Source organism: Puia sp. (assembly GCF_035546395.1).
Classification (GTDB): Bacteria; Bacteroidota; Bacteroidia; order Chitinophagales; family Chitinophagaceae; genus Puia.
The window spans coordinates 864,568-882,747 of record NZ_DASZXR010000014.1 but is presented as its reverse complement, the minus strand read 5'-3'; the positions used below and the strand labels follow the sequence as shown (position 1 = coordinate 882,747).

Annotated in this window: 18 protein-coding genes; 16 read left to right on the top strand and 2 right to left on the bottom strand. The window is 49.3% G+C overall.

Annotated features, from left to right (window positions below; translation table 11 throughout):
* Positions 1-68: 68 nt before the first annotated feature.
* Positions 69-2,222, bottom strand: coding sequence for an ATP-binding protein (locus VHE34_RS16410; protein WP_325589886.1), 2,154 nt, complete (start codon positions 2,220-2,222; stop codon positions 69-71).
* Between the two features lie 61 nt (positions 2,223-2,283).
* Complete coding sequence (locus VHE34_RS16405; protein ID WP_325589884.1) at positions 2,284-2,856, bottom strand: GNAT family N-acetyltransferase; 573 nt, start codon at positions 2,854-2,856, stop codon at positions 2,284-2,286.
* Between the two features lie 594 nt (positions 2,857-3,450).
* Between VHE34_RS16405 and VHE34_RS16400 the strand changes: the two genes are divergently transcribed.
* The 16 genes from VHE34_RS16400 to VHE34_RS16325 all read left to right on the top strand — a co-directional run bounded on the left by VHE34_RS16400 (position 3,451) and on the right by VHE34_RS16325 (position 18,174).
* On the top strand, positions 3,451-4,290 hold the full coding sequence (locus tag VHE34_RS16400; RefSeq protein ID WP_325589882.1) for an RteC domain-containing protein: 840 nt from the start codon (positions 3,451-3,453) through the stop codon (positions 4,288-4,290).
* Positions 4,291-4,455: 165 nt separating this feature from the next.
* A complete protein-coding gene (locus tag VHE34_RS16395; protein ID WP_325589880.1) occupies positions 4,456-5,316 on the top strand; it encodes an RteC domain-containing protein in 861 nt (286 codons plus the stop codon).
* A gap of 129 nt (positions 5,317-5,445) precedes the next feature.
* The gene (locus VHE34_RS16390; protein WP_325589878.1) at positions 5,446-6,006 is read left to right on the top strand and encodes a hypothetical protein; all 561 of its coding nucleotides are present in this window, start codon (positions 5,446-5,448) and stop codon (positions 6,004-6,006) included.
* Positions 6,007-6,135: 129 nt separating this feature from the next.
* The gene (locus VHE34_RS16385) at positions 6,136-6,489 is read left to right on the top strand and encodes a DUF4134 domain-containing protein (RefSeq protein ID WP_325589876.1); all 354 of its coding nucleotides are present in this window, start codon (positions 6,136-6,138) and stop codon (positions 6,487-6,489) included.
* Between the two features lie 4 nt (positions 6,490-6,493).
* Positions 6,494-6,862: a hypothetical protein gene (locus tag VHE34_RS16380; protein ID WP_325589874.1), complete on the top strand. Its 369-nt coding sequence runs from the start codon at positions 6,494-6,496 to the stop codon at positions 6,860-6,862.
* A 1-nt stretch (position 6,863) separates the two neighbouring features.
* A complete protein-coding gene (locus VHE34_RS16375; RefSeq protein WP_325589872.1) occupies positions 6,864-7,199 on the top strand; it encodes a DUF4133 domain-containing protein in 336 nt (111 codons plus the stop codon).
* Positions 7,186-9,654: a TraG family conjugative transposon ATPase gene (locus tag VHE34_RS16370; protein WP_325589870.1), complete on the top strand. Its 2,469-nt coding sequence runs from the start codon at positions 7,186-7,188 to the stop codon at positions 9,652-9,654. The genes VHE34_RS16375 and VHE34_RS16370 overlap by 14 nt, the downstream gene beginning before the upstream one ends.
* A gap of 516 nt (positions 9,655-10,170) precedes the next feature.
* Positions 10,171-10,833: a conjugal transfer protein TraI gene (locus VHE34_RS16365; protein ID WP_325589867.1), complete on the top strand. Its 663-nt coding sequence runs from the start codon at positions 10,171-10,173 to the stop codon at positions 10,831-10,833.
* Between the two features lie 11 nt (positions 10,834-10,844).
* Positions 10,845-11,309: a hypothetical protein gene (locus VHE34_RS16360; RefSeq protein WP_325589865.1), complete on the top strand. Its 465-nt coding sequence runs from the start codon at positions 10,845-10,847 to the stop codon at positions 11,307-11,309.
* A 47-nt stretch (positions 11,310-11,356) separates the two neighbouring features.
* Positions 11,357-11,998 carry a hypothetical protein gene (locus VHE34_RS16355; RefSeq protein WP_325589863.1) on the top strand — a complete coding sequence of 214 codons (642 nt, stop codon included), beginning with the start codon at positions 11,357-11,359 and terminating at the stop codon, positions 11,996-11,998.
* Positions 11,995-12,636, top strand: a complete 642-nt coding sequence (locus tag VHE34_RS16350; protein WP_325589861.1) for a TerB family tellurite resistance protein — start codon at positions 11,995-11,997, stop codon at positions 12,634-12,636. Before VHE34_RS16355 ends, VHE34_RS16350 begins: the two co-directional genes overlap by 4 nt.
* 4 nt (positions 12,637-12,640) lie before the next feature.
* Entirely contained in the window at positions 12,641-13,828 is a 1,188-nt protein-coding gene (gene traJ, locus VHE34_RS16345) for a conjugative transposon protein TraJ (protein ID WP_325589859.1), read from the top strand.
* A gap of 27 nt (positions 13,829-13,855) precedes the next feature.
* Entirely contained in the window at positions 13,856-14,488 is a 633-nt protein-coding gene (gene traK, locus VHE34_RS16340; RefSeq protein WP_325589857.1) for a conjugative transposon protein TraK, read from the top strand.
* A gap of 386 nt (positions 14,489-14,874) precedes the next feature.
* Positions 14,875-16,188, top strand: coding sequence for a conjugative transposon protein TraM (traM, locus tag VHE34_RS16335; protein ID WP_325589855.1), 1,314 nt, complete (start codon positions 14,875-14,877; stop codon positions 16,186-16,188).
* 32 nt (positions 16,189-16,220) lie between these two features.
* On the top strand, positions 16,221-17,102 hold the full coding sequence (traN, locus tag VHE34_RS16330) for a conjugative transposon protein TraN (protein ID WP_325589853.1): 882 nt from the start codon (positions 16,221-16,223) through the stop codon (positions 17,100-17,102).
* On the top strand, positions 17,089-18,174 hold the full coding sequence (locus VHE34_RS16325) for a hypothetical protein (protein WP_325589851.1): 1,086 nt from the start codon (positions 17,089-17,091) through the stop codon (positions 18,172-18,174). The genes traN and VHE34_RS16325 overlap by 14 nt, the downstream gene beginning before the upstream one ends.
* The last annotated feature ends 6 nt before the right edge of the window (positions 18,175-18,180 follow it).

The following is an 18,180-nucleotide window of genomic DNA, read 5'->3' as shown; positions in this document are numbered from 1 at the left end:
GTGGGACCAACCAGAATGTAGTAACGGATGGGGAAGGGCCGAGCCAGACGTATTAAGCCGGATATTAGTCAACCTGCCAATTTATTAATCAGCTCAATTTTATTGGATACGTCCACCTTTTCAAAAATATTCTGAACATGTTTTGTGACAGTTCTCTCGGCTATGAAGAGCTTGTCGCCGATCTCTTTATATTTATATCCTTCACATATTAACTTAGCAACGGCCTTCTCCCTCGGCGTTAATTGATATACCTGGCAGTTCTCTTCAAAATTATCCGTGCCATTCGTTGTTTTGCCTGGGGAATGGCCGTTCATATAAGACAAATGATCAATTGCCTTCGATAGTAGAGCTTTTCTTTGCTTTTCTGATAGATTTATAATCGAATCTACTTGCTGCATTAGCTCCTGAATAGAGAACGGCTTCGGCATAAATCCTATAGCGCCTAACTTCAGCCCTTGCAACTTTTCAGTCGCAGTAGCTTTGGCTGACAGAAATAGAAAAGGTATATGCGCCAAATTTGGATCTTCGGAAATAATCTTTGCAAGATTGAAACCATCGAGTTTATCCATCATGATGTCCGAAATGATCAGGTCGAATGAGGAGCCTGGAACTCTTATAATATGTAAGGCATCATTTCCATTCAAGGCAACCGTCACATTATATTTGTCCGAAAGCTTCCTTTGAAGATAATTGACCATCGAAATATTATCTTCAACAACTAAAAGCGTTTTCTTTCGTTCATCGTGCACGATCTCTTTTAAATTCAATTTTTCGGTTCCAATATCCCTTATCTTTCCTCCCTGAAATGAAACTGCTGATTGTTTGTCTTTGATAGAAAAACGATGATTGCGGAAGGATACCGTGATTAGCGTTCCCCGTTCCCTTTTAGGGTCGCTGTTTAAAGAAATTTCACCGTTTAATTCTTGCACGATCTTTTTTACAATGGGCAAGCCGAGCCCCATCCCTTGACTACTGGCTTTGGTAGTGTTTAGCTGAAAATACGGCTCGAAAACTTTTTTGTGCATTTCCGGCGGTATGCCGATTCCCAAATCTTTTATTGATAACCTGACTTTGTTACCATCGTTTTGTAGCAAGACTTCAACTGATCCACCATTTGCAGAGAATTTTATAGCATTTTCCACTAAATTTATAACGATCCGACTTATGGCCGCCGGATCAGCTTTTATTAGAATGTCTCCCTGTACACTTGAATGAAGGGTAATCCCTATTTTTTGACAATAGGCGCCAAAAAGGGCGAGGCTGTCATTTGTTACCTCACTGAAGTTCGTAACCTGGTTGTGATTAAACAGGGACATGCCTCGATTTAACCTTTCCAGGTCGAATATATTGGAAATATCAGTTGTAATCTTCCAAAGACTTCTTTTCACAATCGATAATTCATATGCATTTCCGTTCTTCGCAATATATTCCTCCAGATAGTTGTCTATTAAAGTTAAAGGTGTCTTTGTTTCATGCGCAAGATTTACGAGCGTGTTGGTCCTTTGTTCTGAAATTTTGATCAGCTCGTGGGTCCTTCGGTCTACTTCTGCTTGTAGGGTTGAGTTCCAATTCATCAATTGGGTTTCGGACTGAATTAACCGCTGATGCTCCTTCCGAAAGAGCGAGATATGGTTTTTTAAGTGCAGCGATAAAAGTAGCAAAAACCCAGTGTTCGTAACGGATGCTTCGATCACCTGGCTGAGATCAAAATAAACTATAGCCGGGAGTCCAACCCAAGGAGTCAAGCTTAGTAGCAACCCTATCAGCTCTTCTTTCGACTCTCCCGTTGAAAAATTACCTGAATACTTAAATTTAAGCGCTCTAACGAGAGAAATTATTACCCATATGGCATATAGAACAGGCAGTATCAAAAGATTTTGCGCTACGGATAGTTTCCCGGATACTCCATAGGCTATGACAAAAAGCAGATAAGGAAAGATCAGGTAAATATAAACTCCTCGGAACGCATGGAATTTCATCTTCTTCAGACCGAATCCTTTATATACGTAGTATGGGAAATAGGAAGGAGTGATGAAGCCTGTACCGTAAGCGATTATTTCCTGAATGAAGACAGACCCCGGCAAATTCGGATCCGGAAGTAAGCCTCCCGAAACATTATAAATGAGCAGCAGAAAGATTAGCCAAAGATCTAATACGGCTGTTTTGTCGTCTGGGCGGGCAAATTTATATATTAGAAGACAGAAGAAAATTACTGTTTCCACGCATGCGAATGCAAAAGTTACAATGTGCATTTGGGTTCCGGGTAGCAACATAACGACGCATTTACCTTTCTCTCTTCAAACAAAATAACTTATAACCGAAATCCAGCTCATTATGAACTTTAAACCCAAACTTCTTGTACCAGGGAAGATTCCGTAATGTCGAAGTTTCGAGGTATAAAGGTCGTTTCATGGCATTGCTTTGGGTGATCATCTCAGTTAATAGAGAGCTCCCTATTCCCTTATTTTGAACTTCGGGACGAACTCCGATAAACCATAGGTAATACATCAGGTCTCCCGGATGTACGGCCTTTATTCTTGCCTCCCTGTCCATTGCTTTTTTCAGGTTGGATACACCGATGCAAGTCAGCGCAAGCTTTACATCCAGGAGAATCGACCTCAGGCTGGTTTTTTTCTTGTCAGGCAAAATGGCCAAAGCGCAGGCATTCTTGTCATCGGAAAGAAATACCTCTCCAAACAAACTGCAGTAGTCGAAGGAATATTCCATGAGCCTGGATATTCTCTTCTTCCTGGAACGGCCTTGATTGATTACATAGTTGACACTCTTGTTGTCATCGAAGGAGTTAGACAGAATCTCCACCACCAGGCGTTTGTCTTCATATTGTGCTCTTATCATAACACAGGATTAAAGGTTTCATAGATCGTAATTGCCGGAAACGGTACGATCACTAATATTGAGCGCCTTAGCCATGGTGGAAAATCAGAGGATATTGTGCCGCTGAATGATCAGCCATTTTAATTTACTTACTTTATAGGACTCTATAAAGAGGATAACCAGCCGATAACAGATTTTTGCAAATTATTCACATTACTAATTTCCCAAAGGCTAATCAAACGGAGAGGGTGATTTCACGTGCAGGCATTGGGTCATTAAACCTTAATAAGTGGCAGCTCTTATTATGACTTAGATATTGTTGCTTATGCCGAGTCGGGTAATTTCGTAAACTTGTCCTGCCATTTTACCGGACTGAAACTTTTACGGATAGGGGAGTATCCGGTAGCCCAAGCATTACTCATTTTTACGTACATAAATACTACAATTTCCGTATTGTCCTGGATCTTAATTCGTTGTAAATTTAATAGAATACCTCTCAATCCTTCGACCGTGGTTTAAAGTTTCTCTTAAAGACTGACATGGACCTAATGACCTTTAATCCGCACCTTGCACATGGGCAAACGGTATTTGACAACAGCCGCAAAAAAACATGCCATGCAAGAGGTATTTCAGCAACTACAGGCCAAAATGGAATTGAGCCTGGAGGAAACAAACCTTATTCCTGATCCGGTCGAACGCTATGGCCGGTGCATAAAGCTCGTAAGCAAGTCGATTGATGAGATTAAAGGGATATTCTCATCATACACTTTCCGAACTTTAGAAGAGGAAATCTATTATTTTAAGGACATATGCCCCGTCTTTTACAGTAGACATTTTTATCTCACCAAGGTTTATGATATCGAACTATTAAAGCGCTCGGCAGGAAAGAAAAATCTTCGATGGAAATATGATCATGATCTTAGGGAAATAGAGCTGTTTTTCTCCCAAAATCAGGGTTTGAGCAAGTATTTTTTCGGAAACCTAACCTATTTAGACGAACAACTCTTTACTCGACGTAACGGCCAGCAGGGCTTAATTGAGGACCTTTCCCCGGTCATCGACCCGAACTTTACTTTGGCGACCTACAAGGTTTCGTGGATCATAGCCAACCAAAAATACCGGTCCTATCTCCAAAAGGAACTTCAGCGACTTGACCACCCGGACGAAAACATAGAAGAAAACAAAACGCGCAGGGATGTCATCAGCCTCGGCGTTTCTAAGTCTTATCTTGCTGAGGAAATTGTAGCATTGCAATTAGCGGAGCTTATTTATGTCAATGGACAGCCAGCATCTCTAGCGTGGCTTACGGAGCAGGCAGAACTTCTCTTACATACTGACCTCAAGGATTTCAAAAGCCTTGACTATGCTAATCGGAGCCGCAAGAAAGAATTGACACCATTGCTAACCAGTATGATCAAAAAGTATTTGGACCGCGCGAGTCGTCTTAATAAATAGCCAATGGAAGGCCTTCATTGGCCTCGTCTCTTCAAAAATGTTCTAAAGGATTACTCTTCAAATTCAGGCTTTTGCCAACAATTTCGTTCAACGGCAAACTTCAAGGTTAATAAAATCGCTTTTCATTGACGCCATTTTTGTTTCGTGAACTAAAATTCCGAAACTATGGCCAACCCAGCATCCACGGGGCCTGCCTACTGGACCGAGCTCCGTAATGATCTTTCCGAAGGCCTCTCTACCACTGTAAAGGACGGTCTCCAACCCATCCATCTGGCCCAGAAGGGGATGCGCCTGTCCGAGGTGGCGCATGCCAAGCTTAAAGAATCTCTACAGCATTACTCCTTCTCCGATTTACACGAACAGATTACCTTTTATAAGGAGGTACAACCCTTCTTTGTCAGCCGGATGATCTTCTTTAACCGTGTCTTTCGCTTAGAAACCGGCCGGCCTCCCGGAGATCCGGCAAGCGTACAAAGCTATCTGCAAAAGGAATGGCAACATATTCGAGACGTCCATGCCGAACATTACTTCCTTTGCCGCTATATCCGTGCCGGGGAGACCTGGCTGGATGAAAAGCTCTTCGTCATGAACTCTGACCATTTGGTCGTCCCCCTTAATTGGGACCTGCACGATTCTCTCCTTCATGATGCGTCATGGACCGTCGCACGGCTTCTCTCGCTCGATCTTATGCAAGACTACCTCCTTCGAGCTGAGGAAGAACTTAACAATCCGCGTGATCCCAAACAACGAAATATTGCCAAACTTACCTGGACCGATTCGAAGTCCGCCCTGATAGAGCTCGCTTACGCCATCCAGTCTGCCGGCTCACTCAATGATCGCAAAGCCAGCCTGCGCGAGATCATTGAAGGCTTGGAAGCGGCATTTCACATCGACCTGGGTCATTATCCAAGGGTCTTCCAGGAGATATTGTCCAGAAAGACGGGTTACACCAATTACATTGACCGCCTGCGCGAGAAGCTCTTGCTACGCATCAAACTGATCGAAGAAAAATATGATCCCAAATAACCTACGCATCCAGGGATATTTTTCAAAACTATTTTCCCCAACACCGGCTCCATACTGAAAACCCGCCTTTTTACGACCCCATCTTTGCTTCAGAACATCAGTCAACTCACCACCCAAAACAGAAATCTCATGTTCCCCCATCTTCCACCCCCGCTACTTCCCACCACAGCTTCCCTCCTCGTGGTGCTTCTACCCGTGATCGCTTTTGTACTGTTTGCGTTCATTAACTACCGCAAACGTCTTTCCGCAGTTCTCCAGCATGGATCGACTCAAGTACAGATGAAGGCTTCCTCCAAAACTGCCGAGCCCTTTTTTCCCGCGCTGATCGACAAGCCTGCCCAGTCTAGTCACCAGCCATCCGTCCAGGTTGCTATCGAGGACTATGCGGACGATGACATTATGATCATGGCCGACGAGGACGAAAGCTTCCTACTCAAATCCGCCGAGAATGTCGTCGAACAGATCCAGTCCGTTGTGGACGAGGTTGCGGCCGGCCCGTCCCCATACCCAGCGAACCCCGAGGAAGTTTTCACTAAAATTCGCGCCATAGTTTCCCAGTACCGCATATTCGAAAATACCGAGTACTACGACGCCATTAACAACTTCGTAGCGGTAACCGTCCAACGCGACTGCGATCTCACCCTCACACCCGATGACCTCAAGGGGCTTTGGTTGCTCGAAGCGGCATAGCCCTTACCTACCGATCTCCCAGTAGTTCCCTTCCTCTCACGCTCTCTTCTCTCAATTCCCCGCCCCCTGTCGGGCCGGGCCAGGGCATGCATGTCCCACAGAATCCGCTCACCCTCATAATCAGCTTCTATGTCTCCCCGTACCCCCCACAACAAAAGAAAGGTATCTCTTTCCCATTCCCGAATCCTCACTCTTGTAACATTCCTTTTTCTGACCGGTCGCAGTTATGGCCAATTGGCAGGAAATGGCAACAGCGGCATCACCACCGCCGCCAACACCGTCAATGGTTATTTCAATATCGCCTGCACCCTCCTTTATGCCATCGGCGGCATCGTGGGTCTGATCGGCGCTGTGAAGGTCTTTAATGCCTGGAATAGTGGCGACCCCAACACCAATAAACTCGCCGCCGCCTGGTTCGGCTCCTGTGTCTTTCTGGTCGTAGTCGCCACTGTTCTCAAATCATTCTTTGGCGTCGGCGCCTGATGCCATGAAATCCCTGCCAACCATCGACATCGCTAGTACCGATTTCCTTGTAGATCTCCGGCGGATGGAGCTCAGGGAGGTGGCTAATCCAGCCAACAAGATCACCTTCTACGACTTACGGGACAACGGCGATCACCTCGTGCTGCTATACGATACTGAAACCCGCAACGCTTACAGAGGGCCGGGCAGGGATCTAACGGAAACAGGCAAGATAAAGATTATCCGACTTCCGCCGCTCGATCAGCTCGATTCCTTCACCTATACGCTGTTGCAAAGCAGGCAGGACAGCCGCCTCAATCAGCTTCAACGGGCTGCCCGGCTCTTCGAATCTTCTCCCGAAAGTTGCCCCGCTCAACGAAAGAAAACCAAATGATATGGCCACCGTTTATCCCATCAACCGCGGCGTTAATCGCAGCCTGGAGTTCAAGGGAATCAAAGCGCAATACGTCATTTACCTCGCCCTCGGCCTCGTTCTCCTGCTACTCCTCTTTGCTGTTTTTCATATTGTTCACTTCAATCTCTATGTCAGCATGGCCATCATCCTGCCTGCCGGAGGCGCGCTCGTGCTCGCCGTCAAACGGCTAAGCGACCGCTATGGTGAACATGGGTTGATCAAACACAGCGCCGCCCGCCGCCTTCCCGCCTCCGTCCAGTCTCGCTCCCGGAAGATATTTCTCCAGCTCAAACCCTCCACCAGTGAAAAAGCATAAAACACTTGAAAAGCTCCTGCCTATCTTCAAGGTTGAAAAGGACTGCATCCTTTCCCGCTTGGGCGATATTACCATCGCCTACGAGCTCACGCTGCCGGAAATATTCACCCTATCCACCGATGATTTCGAAGCTCTCCACCAGGCCTGGCTCAAGGCCATCCGCGTACTCCCGAATCATACCGTGCTGCACAAGCAGGACTGGTTCATGGAAAGCCGCTACCGGGCCGACTTTTCCAACCCAGAACAATCCTTTTTAGGCCGCAGCAGCGAACGGTTCTTTCACGAACGGCCTTACCTCGACCATCACTGCTACCTTTTCCTCTGCCAGAAGCCCGAAGGGCGCCGTCCATCGAGTTCCCTTCTTTCGACGCTGATCCGGCCGACCCTGGTGCCGGCCTCCGCTCAGGACACCAAGCGCTGGGACCTCTTTCTCGACAAAGCCGGCCAGTTCGCTCGCATCCTGCAGGAGTCCGGCTATATTCAACTACGAAGGATGACTGGCGACGAACTCGCGAGCACCGCCGATCGGCCCGGGCTACTGGAACGGTATTGCTATCTCCTGCATCCCCAAGATGCCCCCGTTATCCGCGACCTCGAGCTATTACCCGACCTCCGAATCGGCGATCTGCATTGCCAACTGTTCAGCCTCGCCGATGTCGAGGATCTTCCCCCGCTGTGCGGCCCCCGCGTGAACTACGACAAATACAGCACCGATCGCACCAAATTTAGCGTCAGTTTTGCCGCACCGCTTGGCCAGCTACTGTCCTGTAACCACCTGTACAACCAGTATATTTTCATCGAGGATGCCCGAGAAACCCTCAAAAAAATGGAGGCACGCCGACTCCGACTCCAATCCTTATCCGCCTATTCGAGGGAGAATGCTATCAGCCGCGATGCCACCAATGATTTCCTTAACGAAGCCATCGGTCACCAGCGTCTCCCTGTCAAGGCCCATTTTAATGTGCTCACATGGTCCGATGATCCTGTACAGGCCAAAGAAATGAAAAACATCCTCTCTGCGTCCCTTGCCCAGATGGATGCGCATACCCGACAGGAAACCGTCAGCGCGCCTCAGCTCTTTTGGGCTGGGATGCCTGGCAACGCTGCCGACCTGCCCATGCACGAGACCTTTGATACTTTTGCTGAGCAAGCCGCCTGTTTCCTCAATATCGAGACCAACTATCGCAGCTCCATTTCTCCGGTAGGCCTCCGTCTCGGGGAACGACTCAATGGCAGGCCCTTGCACGTCGATATTTCCGACGAGCCTATGGCCAGGGGCATCTGCACCAACCGGAACAAATTTATCCTCGGGCCCAGCGGGAGCGGCAAGAGCTTCTTCACCAATTTGTTCGTCCGCAGCTACGTTGAACAGGGCGCCCATGCCGTCATAATTGACGTTGGCCACAGCTATCGCGGACTCTGCGAATTACTTGAAGGCTATTACTTCACTTACTCGGAAGCCGATCCCATCCGCTTTAACCCTTTCTTCCTCGGCGAAGAGCAACTTGATACAGAAAAGAAAGAATCGATCAAAACGCTTCTCCTGGCACTCTGGAAAAAGGATGATGAAACGTTCAGCCGCTCTGAATACGTGTCTCTCTCCAACGCGCTCCAGGCATATTTTGATTACCTGAAACAACACCCAGACATTTTCCCATGCTTTGATAGCTTTTATGAGTACCTCCGGGATCAGTTCCTTGTCACCCTTCGGCATTCCGGCATCAAAGACAAAGACTTCGATATCGACAATTTTCTCTATGTCCTTAAACCTTACTATGCCGGCGGCGAGTATGATTATCTGCTCAACGCCCGGGAGAACCTTAACCTGCTTGACCAGCCTATGGTGGTTATAGAAATTGACGCGATCAAAGACCATCCGATTTTATTTCCGGTCACGACGATCATCACGATGCAGCTGTTCATTGACAAAATGAGGAAACTAAAAGGCGTACGAAAGATCATACTGATTGAGGAGGCTTGGAAGGCCATTATGCGCCAGGGTATGGCCGAATATGTAAAATATCTTTTCAAGACAGTCCGGAAATTCTACGGCGAAGCTATCGTCGTGACGCAGGAAGTTGAAGATATTATCTCCAGTCCGATCGTCAAGCAAGCTATCATCAACAATAGCGACTGTAAAATCCTGCTCGATCAATCTAAATACCAAAATAAATTTGATCAAATACAGGAAATGCTTGGTCTTACGGAGAAGGAGAAATCGCTAGTACTTTCTGTAAATAAATCCAACGATCCGAAACGAAAATATAAAGAGGTGTTTATTTCCCTCGGAGGCATGCTCAGCAAGGTCTACCGGACTGAAGTCTCGCTGGAAGAGTACCTCGCTTACACCACTGAAGAAAAGGAAAAGATGCACGTCCAGGCTTATTCTAAGAAATACGGCAGCATGCGTCGAGGCATTGCAATGCTAGCTCGCGATATGCGTGCGGCCTCATAGATCAGTCCTTTTTTCTTACCCAACTACACCTCCATACTGAAGGCCCACTTCTCTGGCGACCGATCTTTGCTTCAGATGACAACCAAAAAATTTACCATGAAACGGATCATTCTTATTTCGATTTTCCCCCTCCTGTTACTGTCCTGCGACCATCAGTGCAAACGTACGGCACCCCGTAACCTTCAGTTGGCGACGGCCTTTTTTGTGTCTGGCATCTACACAAACTTTGAGAAATCCAGTTATTGCCGCACTTAGGACACACTCGTAGTCACTAAAGACCGCCGTCAGATCAACGTCTATCGCATCACCCGGCTGACTTCATTCCAGCGCAACCTGGAAAATGATTTCGACCCGATCGAACGGGACAGCTCCTCATGGACCGGCTCCTATGACCCGGCCAAAGCCGTCATGCACGTGCTGGACGAAGGACAGCCCTTAATTTTCCAGCCGTCAACCAATACCACTTACCTCGACAACCACGTCTTTACCAAGATTGAATAACTCCAAACGTACCCCATGAAACGTATCCGAGTCATATTAGTCGTCTCGATGCTGGTGATTCTCTCATTCATACCATCTACTAGCAATGCTCAGTTTGGCGATATTCTTGCCGCTATAATCGAAGCAATAGACGTAGGCGTCCAAAAAGCTCAAAATGCGGTTATTGACTTACAGAATGCCGAAAAACAGATCGAAAACGAGCTTTCCCAAACCCAGCTAGCGCAGATTGCCGATTGGACCCAGCAACAGAAAGACCTTTATTCCAATTACTTCACAGAACTGTGGAAAGTGAAGAGCGTGATCACTAACTTCCGGAAAATCACTTCGATCATAGCCAATCAGGCGCAGCTTGTATCCGAATACAAGACTGCATATGCTCAAGTACGGCGAGATCCTCATTTCACCCCCAACGAAGTAAACTATATCTACAGTGTACTTACCGGCATCGTCAACGAAAGCATCCAAAACATTGACCAGATAACCAAGCTGCTTGAGTCTTTCACAGTCCAAATGTCCGATGCCGATCGAATGCGGCTCATCCAGCATGCTTCAGACAACATACAGCGTGAAATCGGCAATTTACGCGCATTCAACAATCAAAATGCTGCCCTGAGTCTCCAGCGAGCAACCGACCAGAACGACCTAAATGCAATTAAGCAGCTCTACGGTCTGCCCTAAAAAAATTCCCTATGAGCCTCTTTGCAGACATACTTGACGTGCATACCGACTGGCTTACACGAAAAGGCTTTGACCAGCAAGGGCTCGGGCTCACCGGCACCAATGAGGACTTGCTGAACAGGCTGGAAGACGCCTTGTTCAACACTGTATGCGACAAGAAGAATTTCTGGGCAAGAAAGCCCTTGGATATCAACTTGAAGATTACCGGTCACTTAGGTCATCATAAACAAGAGCTGGTGAATTTCCACTTCCATTACGTTTACTACCCGAAACGCCCAAAACTGAACTTGCTTTCCCTTCAGGCGGAGTGGAAGGGAATAACCGATACCTGGTTAATTACCGGCGATCGCCAGCATCTCTTGCCCAGCTCCGAGCATGCCTACCAACAGCTTTACTACAAAGCTAACATGCGCCAAATCAACACTGCTATCCACATCAGTCCGCAGATCGCAGAATTCAGACCCCGCTTGCATTGAGTTTCCCATGAGCCTGTTCTCTATAGTCCCTAAAATCGCCGCCCACTATGTCCTCCCAGATCATACCCACTCATCGAAGCCGGATCATCGCCATCCTTGCCTTTGTTTTAGTCCTGGCCGCCCGGCCCGCTCGGGCCCAGATGGACCGGGATGAAATGCTCGCACAGATTGCCAAACTCCAGCTCTTCATTTCCCAGACTGAAAAGGGCTACCAACTTGTCCGCCAGGGACTAACTACGATTGGCGACATCAAACAAGGAGATTTCAGCCTCCACCAGTTGTTCTTCACCTCGCTGCAGGTGGTCAGTCCTGAGATTCGAAGCTATCTCAAAATTGCCGATATCCTTACCATGCAAGCCAGCATGCTCTCCGCCTACCATGCCGGCTACGAACAGGTTAAAGCTGCTAATCTATTCAGCGCTGCCGATATCAGCTATATCAACTCACTGTACCAAGGCATTCTCGGAAAAAACAATGAAGATATCTTGGAACTCACCGGCATCCTTACGGACGGCAACTGGCAGATGAACGACGCCCAGCGGCTTAGCCGCATTAGCCACCTCTATGAAAGCGTCAATTCCCAATATCAGTCCCTCCTGCGATTTAACGATCACCTTCAGCTGCTAACCTTGCAAAAGAAACAAAACTTACAGGACCTGCAAAATATCGCTCAACTCATCCACCCATGAAAAAGCTTCTTTTCCTGCCACTTCTTTTTTTGCTCATCACTGTCCCTTCGCACCGCGCCTGCTGCCAGGCCGCTCAACTCGAACAACTAGCTCTCGATATTGAAAAGCTTGCCCAATTCAAAAGCATCCTGTCCGATATGAAGAAGGGCTACCAGATCCTCACTAATGGATACAATACCGTCCGGAGCCTTGCTCAAGGGAGCTTTAACCTTCATCAAGTCTTCCTTAACGGCCTACTTACAGTTAGTCCCACCGTTAAAAACTATGTCAGGATCGCAGACATCATCAGCACTCAGGCTGCTATCGTTTCTGAATACAAGCAGGCTGTTACCCAGTACAAGAGTTCGGGAATGCTCAATCCGTCCGAGCTCAATTACATCGCCGGCGTCTATGGCAACCTTTTCGATCACTCGATGGACAATCTTGACGTGTTGGTGAGTATCCTGACTGACGGCCAGCTGCGAATGAGCGATGCTGAACGTCTCTCATCTATCGACGCCATTGACGCTGACATGCATAGCCAGCTCACCTTCCAACGCAGCTTCTTGGGCCGAGCCGGGGTGCTTGTAGCCCAACGCCAGCAAGCCATGCAGGAATCTCAGCATCTCCAAAGCCTTTATTCCACTCCCAACGACTAAAGCCATGAAAAAGCTTCTTTCCTTTTTATCCGCCCTATTCCTTGCCTTCTTTTTACCTATGGTTACACGGGCACAGACCGCAGCAGGGGGCATCCTCCAAATGCATGTCGTCCTCGCGAACGTGCGTCAGCAGATGATGCCCCTGGTTGCCAACATGATCACCGTATCCCAGGCCATCGCCGGCTTCGGCACCATCTTCTATATCGGATTTCGTGTATGGAAACACATCGCCCGGGCCGAAGCCATCGACTTCTTTCCTTTGCTGAGACCCTTCGTTCTCGTCCTACTCATCGGCTTCTTCCAACCGGTCGTGCTCGGTACCCTGGAGGGCATCCTCCAGCCTACCGTTACCGAAACGGCCAAAATGGTCGATAACCAAAATGCCGCCGTCATGAACCTCATCAGCTTGCAAGCTCGGATGATCAACGGGGATACTACTCAACAGTTCGTTCTAAATCCTTACGATTTTGGCAGCGTGCGCGGTTCGGACCAATACACTAATCCTTCCGGTACGACTTCTGGGAGTTCGGATAGCGGAGGGTTTTGGTCGAGCATCGGAAGCGGGCTAAAATTTATGATGAGTGGTCTGTACAACAGCCTGAAAGTGATTTTCCAGTTCTTTCTATCCCTTATCCTGCAGATATTATATTATGCGGCGTCACTTTGCATCGATACCATCCGCACGTTCCATTTGATTGTGCTTGCTATCCTTGGACCGCTTGCCTTTGGATTCAGCTGTTATGATGGCCTTCAAAATTCCCTTGTTCACTGGCTGGCCCGCTACATTAATATATACCTGTGGCTACCTATCGCCAACATTTTCGGGGTGATTTTGGGTAAGATCCAGGAAAACATGCTTCAGATCGACCTCGCCAACGGAACATCACATTTCGTCCAGACCGAGATTACCTACCTCATCTTTCTGGTAATAGGCATAGTTGGATATTTCACCGTCCCGGGAATAGCAAATTACATCATCCACACGCACGGTCCTAATCCGCTCGCTCAAAAGGTCTCCAGCCTCGCCCAGACGGCGGTATCCGTAGCTGCTACAGCTGCCACCGGAGTTCCCGTTGGTGGAGCCGGGGGTGGGGGAGGCACGAGTCCTACCGCGGCCACGGGCTACCAAGATAGCCAGGGCGCAGCCAAAGGTGAACCCAATTCCTACGCCCGCAAACAGATCGAAGGCTAAATCATTCACCCGACACGCTTACACCCTATGTTCCAACAACTAAAAAACATTGACACCGCTTTTCGGCATGTCCGCCTATTCTCTCTGCTCTTCATTATCGGCGCCGTGGCCATCTGCTGCTACACCATCTACCGAACCTCCACCGCCTTGGAGCGCAACCGGCATGAAATTTATCTCCTGGTTAACGGCAAGCTTATCAATGCTATCGCCATCGATCGGAAAGACTCGCTTTCTGTCGAGATCAGGGACCACGTAAAAATGTTCCATTTCTACTTCTACTCCCTGGAGCCCGACGAACAGATCATCAAGCGCCACCTCACAGCTGCTCTTTACCTTGCGGATAATAATGCCAAGCAAGAGTACGATAATCTCACGGAAACCGGCTACTACTCCAATATTATCAGCGGCAACATCAGCCAGCAGGTACTCGATCCCGACAGCGTCCTGGTTAACACCAGCCAACCGCCCTATTATTTTCGGTATTACGGCAAACTCAGGATCGTCCGAGAAACTAGTATTCTCACACGCTCGCTTATTACCGAAGGTGCCATCAGGGTGCTGAGCGCTGTCAGCGACAAAAATCCCCACGGTTTTCTCATTGAGAACTGGAAAGTACTCGAGAACAAAGACCTCTCGGTCGAATTGCGAAACAATCATTAATCCCAATCTATGCGCCTGTTTCACCGAAAACGAAAATCCGTTCCGCCTCCGGCACGACCGAACGAGCTGGCACTCGCGCTTAACCGCTGGATCGATGCCAACAAACGCCGCCTGGCCGATGCGCTCAGCCGCCGCGAGCAGCGAATGACTCTCCAACAAAAAAAATGGGCTCTTGCTCTTTTTTGCGGCCTTGGCGCCGGTCTCTTCCTTTTTGACCTCTGTCGCGGCTTGTCCCACCAGTCGACCAGCTATCGGCACACTGAGTACATCCATATGCCAGCCGAACTCCCGCCTCCCGTCCCGCGAGTGCAGAAGCATCCTCCTTCACCTGGAGACAGCACCTGCCGGATTTCTCCTTCTGATTCCACTCATTGAAAATTCAACACATGCAACCACAAGACAATAAACAATCGAAAAAAAAACGCCTCCTGGCGGCCCTCATCATCTTTGGACTCCCCGCTCTGGTCATCCTAGGTGTCGTCTTCAGCCTCTACCATCCCCACGCTGCCACAGAAGCTTCCATGGGCAAAAAAGACGCGTTCAATCCCCGCATGCCGGCGCCCAATCTAAAAGAACGCGAAAAAAACAAGCTCGAAGTTTACCTCGACGCGGAAAAAGATTCCGTTCGCCGTCAACAATTGCTCCACAGTGACCCCTACGCGAAAAACTCCAGTTCTACCACCTCTCTGATTGATTCCCCTGGCAAGAAAGCAGGTGTCGCCGGGCAGCCCGCTTGGCCGGCCGCCGTCTCTCCCGTCGATAGCATCGAACGGAAGGTGAACGAGCACCTCGCCCGGCTCTACAATGTCCTCCATAATGCCGCTCCCGCTGCTGGAGAGGAAGGAGCATATATTGCTCCCGCATCCGGCCAGTCGGCTCTGAGCTCACCATGTTCCACGTCCGCCTCACCCCTCGACCGGTCAGTTGATCGGCTTCAGCAGCTCCAGAACCGTCTTCAGCAGCAGGATACGGCTCCAAACCCCCAGTTCCAACAGATGAATACCCTGCTGGATAAGGTCCTCGCGATCCAGCATCCCGATCGCATTAAAACCGCCTCCGACAGCGCAGGATCCAATAGAAATAGGCGAAGTGCCTATCTGGTCACCGCGCAGGACCCTGAGATGGGTAAGCCAGATAGTGCTCCTCTTTCTACCAGTGACATCACCGTCTACGGCGCAACCGCTAACGCTTTCTACGGGTTGTCTGATGATTCAGACAGCACCATGGCTGCTTCGCAAGTTATCCGTGCGGTGGTACATGCCGCCCAAACTGTCCAGACCGGTTCGGTGGTCAAGCTCCGCCTCCTTCAAGATATTTTCATAAAGGGTGTCCGCGTACCCGCCAACTCCTTCATCTTTGGCCCCTGCGCCATCAGCAACGAACGCGTCGCCATACATCTCTCCCAGGTTCAATTCGACGGCCAGGTCTATCCGATCGACATGCGGGTCCTCGATGGGGTCGATGCACTCGAAGGACTCTATGTCCCGGGGGCCATTAGCCGGGACGTCTTAAAGGAAGGAGCCGGGCAAAGCGTCAGTAGCCTTGGCCTCACCTCTTTCGATCCCTCACTGGGCGCACAGGCCGCTGCCGCAGGGATTGAAACAGCCAGGAATTTAATCGGCCGCAAGATCCGCCTGATCACTGCCACGCTCAAGGCAGGGACCCTCGCTATCCTCCAACCGACCCAGTCTCACCCATGATCCCCATTATCTAATCCCCCAACGTACTATTCATGAAAACGCTCATTTCCGCCATCTTCCTCTTCACTCTCGCTCTGACAGCCCATTTGCCCGCGCGTAGTCAGTCTTTGCCTCTCCCGCCGTCCACGCTGATCCTCCATTACCGGCTATTCTTAACCTACAATTCGACCACTGTTCTGGTTTTTCCCGCCCCTGTCCGACCTGTCGATCGGGGCGACTGCGACGTTCTGGCTCAACGCCAGGTGGGGGTAGAAAACGTTCTAAAGCTGAAGGCTGGCCGTCGCAATTTCTCGCCAACCAATCTGCACGTCTTCACTGCTGACGGAAGGGTCTATGCCTTTGATCTCTATTATACTGACACTCTGGCCTCTACCTACAACCTCACCCGGGTGGACCCTGCTACAACACCAGCCGGCCCGGAGATTGTGCTTGCCGGTCAAGCGCTAAATTCAGATCAGCTTAGTATCTGCGTGGCCCTTGTTCGGCGGCAGTCCCCCGAATTTTCAATCCGCAGCCATCACTATGGGATGCGGCTGCAGCTTCAGAACATTGACATGGCCGGCCCCATGCTATTCTTTCGATTCACCGTCTCCAATAAGTCTAATCTGGATTACACCCCAGACTTCCTAAGGCTCTATCTCAGCGACCAAGCCAGAGCAAAACGAACTTCTCGCCAGGACCAGGAGCTTAGCCCGCTATATGCAGACACCCTGGTAACGATCTCTGGTAAAAACAGCCGCATGTTCATTGTCGGGCTTCCCCGCATAACAATCCCTGATCGGAAGGAGTTCCGCGTCGAACTCTACGAGAAAAATGGAGGACGAGCTCTCGCTCTCCGAATCCGTAACCGCCAGCTCCTACACGCCTTACGCCTGGCTATCCCTACCTCTCCTTCATCCAATGCCAACCAATAATCAACCTTTCGACCGCGTCCTTGACGCCCTTCTCATGCAGGCAGAGCAAGAGGCTACCCAACGCACCCGAAACCCAACGCTGCGCCGGGACGACCCCTATTTGCTTGGCCTCCGCCAAGCTCAATACGAATCTATCCTTGACGGGTATAGGAATCGGAAAGACCTAACTCAGGAAGAAAAGCGAGGCCTTATCTATGTCCGCACCCAGGTCCGTAACTTAAATGCCCGCTTGCACCCAAATCTGCTCAACCGGATTCGCTACCTGCGCCCTGTCAACTGGATATTCAATTGGATACGTGGGCGCGCTGCCCTGGTAGATGGATACAACAGCCAACTGCAGGATCAGGACCGGCGAACGGTACAGGAACAAAACGTCCAGCGACTGAGCGAGGAAATGAAAAAGGCAGGCTTCAAGGTAAGCCTGGAGGGGCCGTTGAAAAGGGCTATTGCCCAGGACCGACCCTATTTCAATCTCCCATACGCTGCTTCTGATGATGCCAAGACCGACTATGTCTTACATTTCAAGAAACTCCCTGGTACTGATGCCTATTATCTTGATAATTTCGATGCTGCCACGAAGCCCACGCCACAAGAAGTTCTCAGAGGCAATCCCATCGTCAGGCAAAACTTTTCCCTCATTGATGACTACGCGCTATCCGCCCATGAGGCCGCCGCTGTTATCCGTCAAATACCCGTCTTCAGGAACATCGACGGCCAAGAAAAATGGCTTATTACGGACGCCCTGGGCGAACGGAGATGGGTTGACTTCGACTTACAAGCCGCTCTCAAAAAATATCCTATAAAAGACCTACGGGACCCGGCTCGGATGCAAGCTCTGGTCACTGCCCTTCATAGTGGCAGCTCACGGGACATCACATTCCATAAGAATAGCCAGACCCACGAGCTCCGTGTACAGGTAGACTCATGGGCTGAAGGGTTGCTCTTCAAGGACAAGAATGGGAACCTCGTCGATGCCGACCGGATTTTCCAGTCCAACTCCAATGTTCAAAAGGTTCTCTCCATGGCCCACGAAGAGGCCGTCGTACGAGAACTTCATCCCAGAAGATTTTAATATCAT

Excerpts from the sequence above, each read along its gene's own strand:
- VHE34_RS16405 (WP_325589884.1), bottom strand. The coding sequence starts at position 2,856 with ATGATAAGAGCACAATATGAAGACAAACGCCTGGTGGTGGAGATTCTG.
- VHE34_RS16400 (WP_325589882.1), top strand. The coding sequence starts at position 3,451 with ATGCAAGAGGTATTTCAGCAACTACAGGCCAAAATGGAATTGAGCCTG.
- VHE34_RS16395 (WP_325589880.1), top strand. The coding sequence starts at position 4,456 with ATGGCCAACCCAGCATCCACGGGGCCTGCCTACTGGACCGAGCTCCGT.
- VHE34_RS16390 (WP_325589878.1), top strand. The coding sequence starts at position 5,446 with ATGTTCCCCCATCTTCCACCCCCGCTACTTCCCACCACAGCTTCCCTC.
- VHE34_RS16385 (WP_325589876.1), top strand. The coding sequence starts at position 6,136 with ATGTCTCCCCGTACCCCCCACAACAAAAGAAAGGTATCTCTTTCCCAT.
- VHE34_RS16380 (WP_325589874.1), top strand. The coding sequence starts at position 6,494 with ATGAAATCCCTGCCAACCATCGACATCGCTAGTACCGATTTCCTTGTA.
- VHE34_RS16375 (WP_325589872.1), top strand. The coding sequence starts at position 6,864 with ATGGCCACCGTTTATCCCATCAACCGCGGCGTTAATCGCAGCCTGGAG.
- VHE34_RS16365 (WP_325589867.1), top strand. The coding sequence starts at position 10,171 with ATGAAACGTATCCGAGTCATATTAGTCGTCTCGATGCTGGTGATTCTC.
- VHE34_RS16360 (WP_325589865.1), top strand. The coding sequence starts at position 10,845 with ATGAGCCTCTTTGCAGACATACTTGACGTGCATACCGACTGGCTTACA.
- VHE34_RS16355 (WP_325589863.1), top strand. The coding sequence starts at position 11,357 with ATGTCCTCCCAGATCATACCCACTCATCGAAGCCGGATCATCGCCATC.
- VHE34_RS16350 (WP_325589861.1), top strand. The coding sequence starts at position 11,995 with ATGAAAAAGCTTCTTTTCCTGCCACTTCTTTTTTTGCTCATCACTGTC.
- traJ (WP_325589859.1), top strand. The coding sequence starts at position 12,641 with ATGAAAAAGCTTCTTTCCTTTTTATCCGCCCTATTCCTTGCCTTCTTT.
- traK (WP_325589857.1), top strand. The coding sequence starts at position 13,856 with ATGTTCCAACAACTAAAAAACATTGACACCGCTTTTCGGCATGTCCGC.
- traM (WP_325589855.1), top strand. The coding sequence starts at position 14,875 with ATGCAACCACAAGACAATAAACAATCGAAAAAAAAACGCCTCCTGGCG.
- traN (WP_325589853.1), top strand. The coding sequence starts at position 16,221 with ATGAAAACGCTCATTTCCGCCATCTTCCTCTTCACTCTCGCTCTGACA.
- VHE34_RS16325 (WP_325589851.1), top strand. The coding sequence starts at position 17,089 with ATGCCAACCAATAATCAACCTTTCGACCGCGTCCTTGACGCCCTTCTC.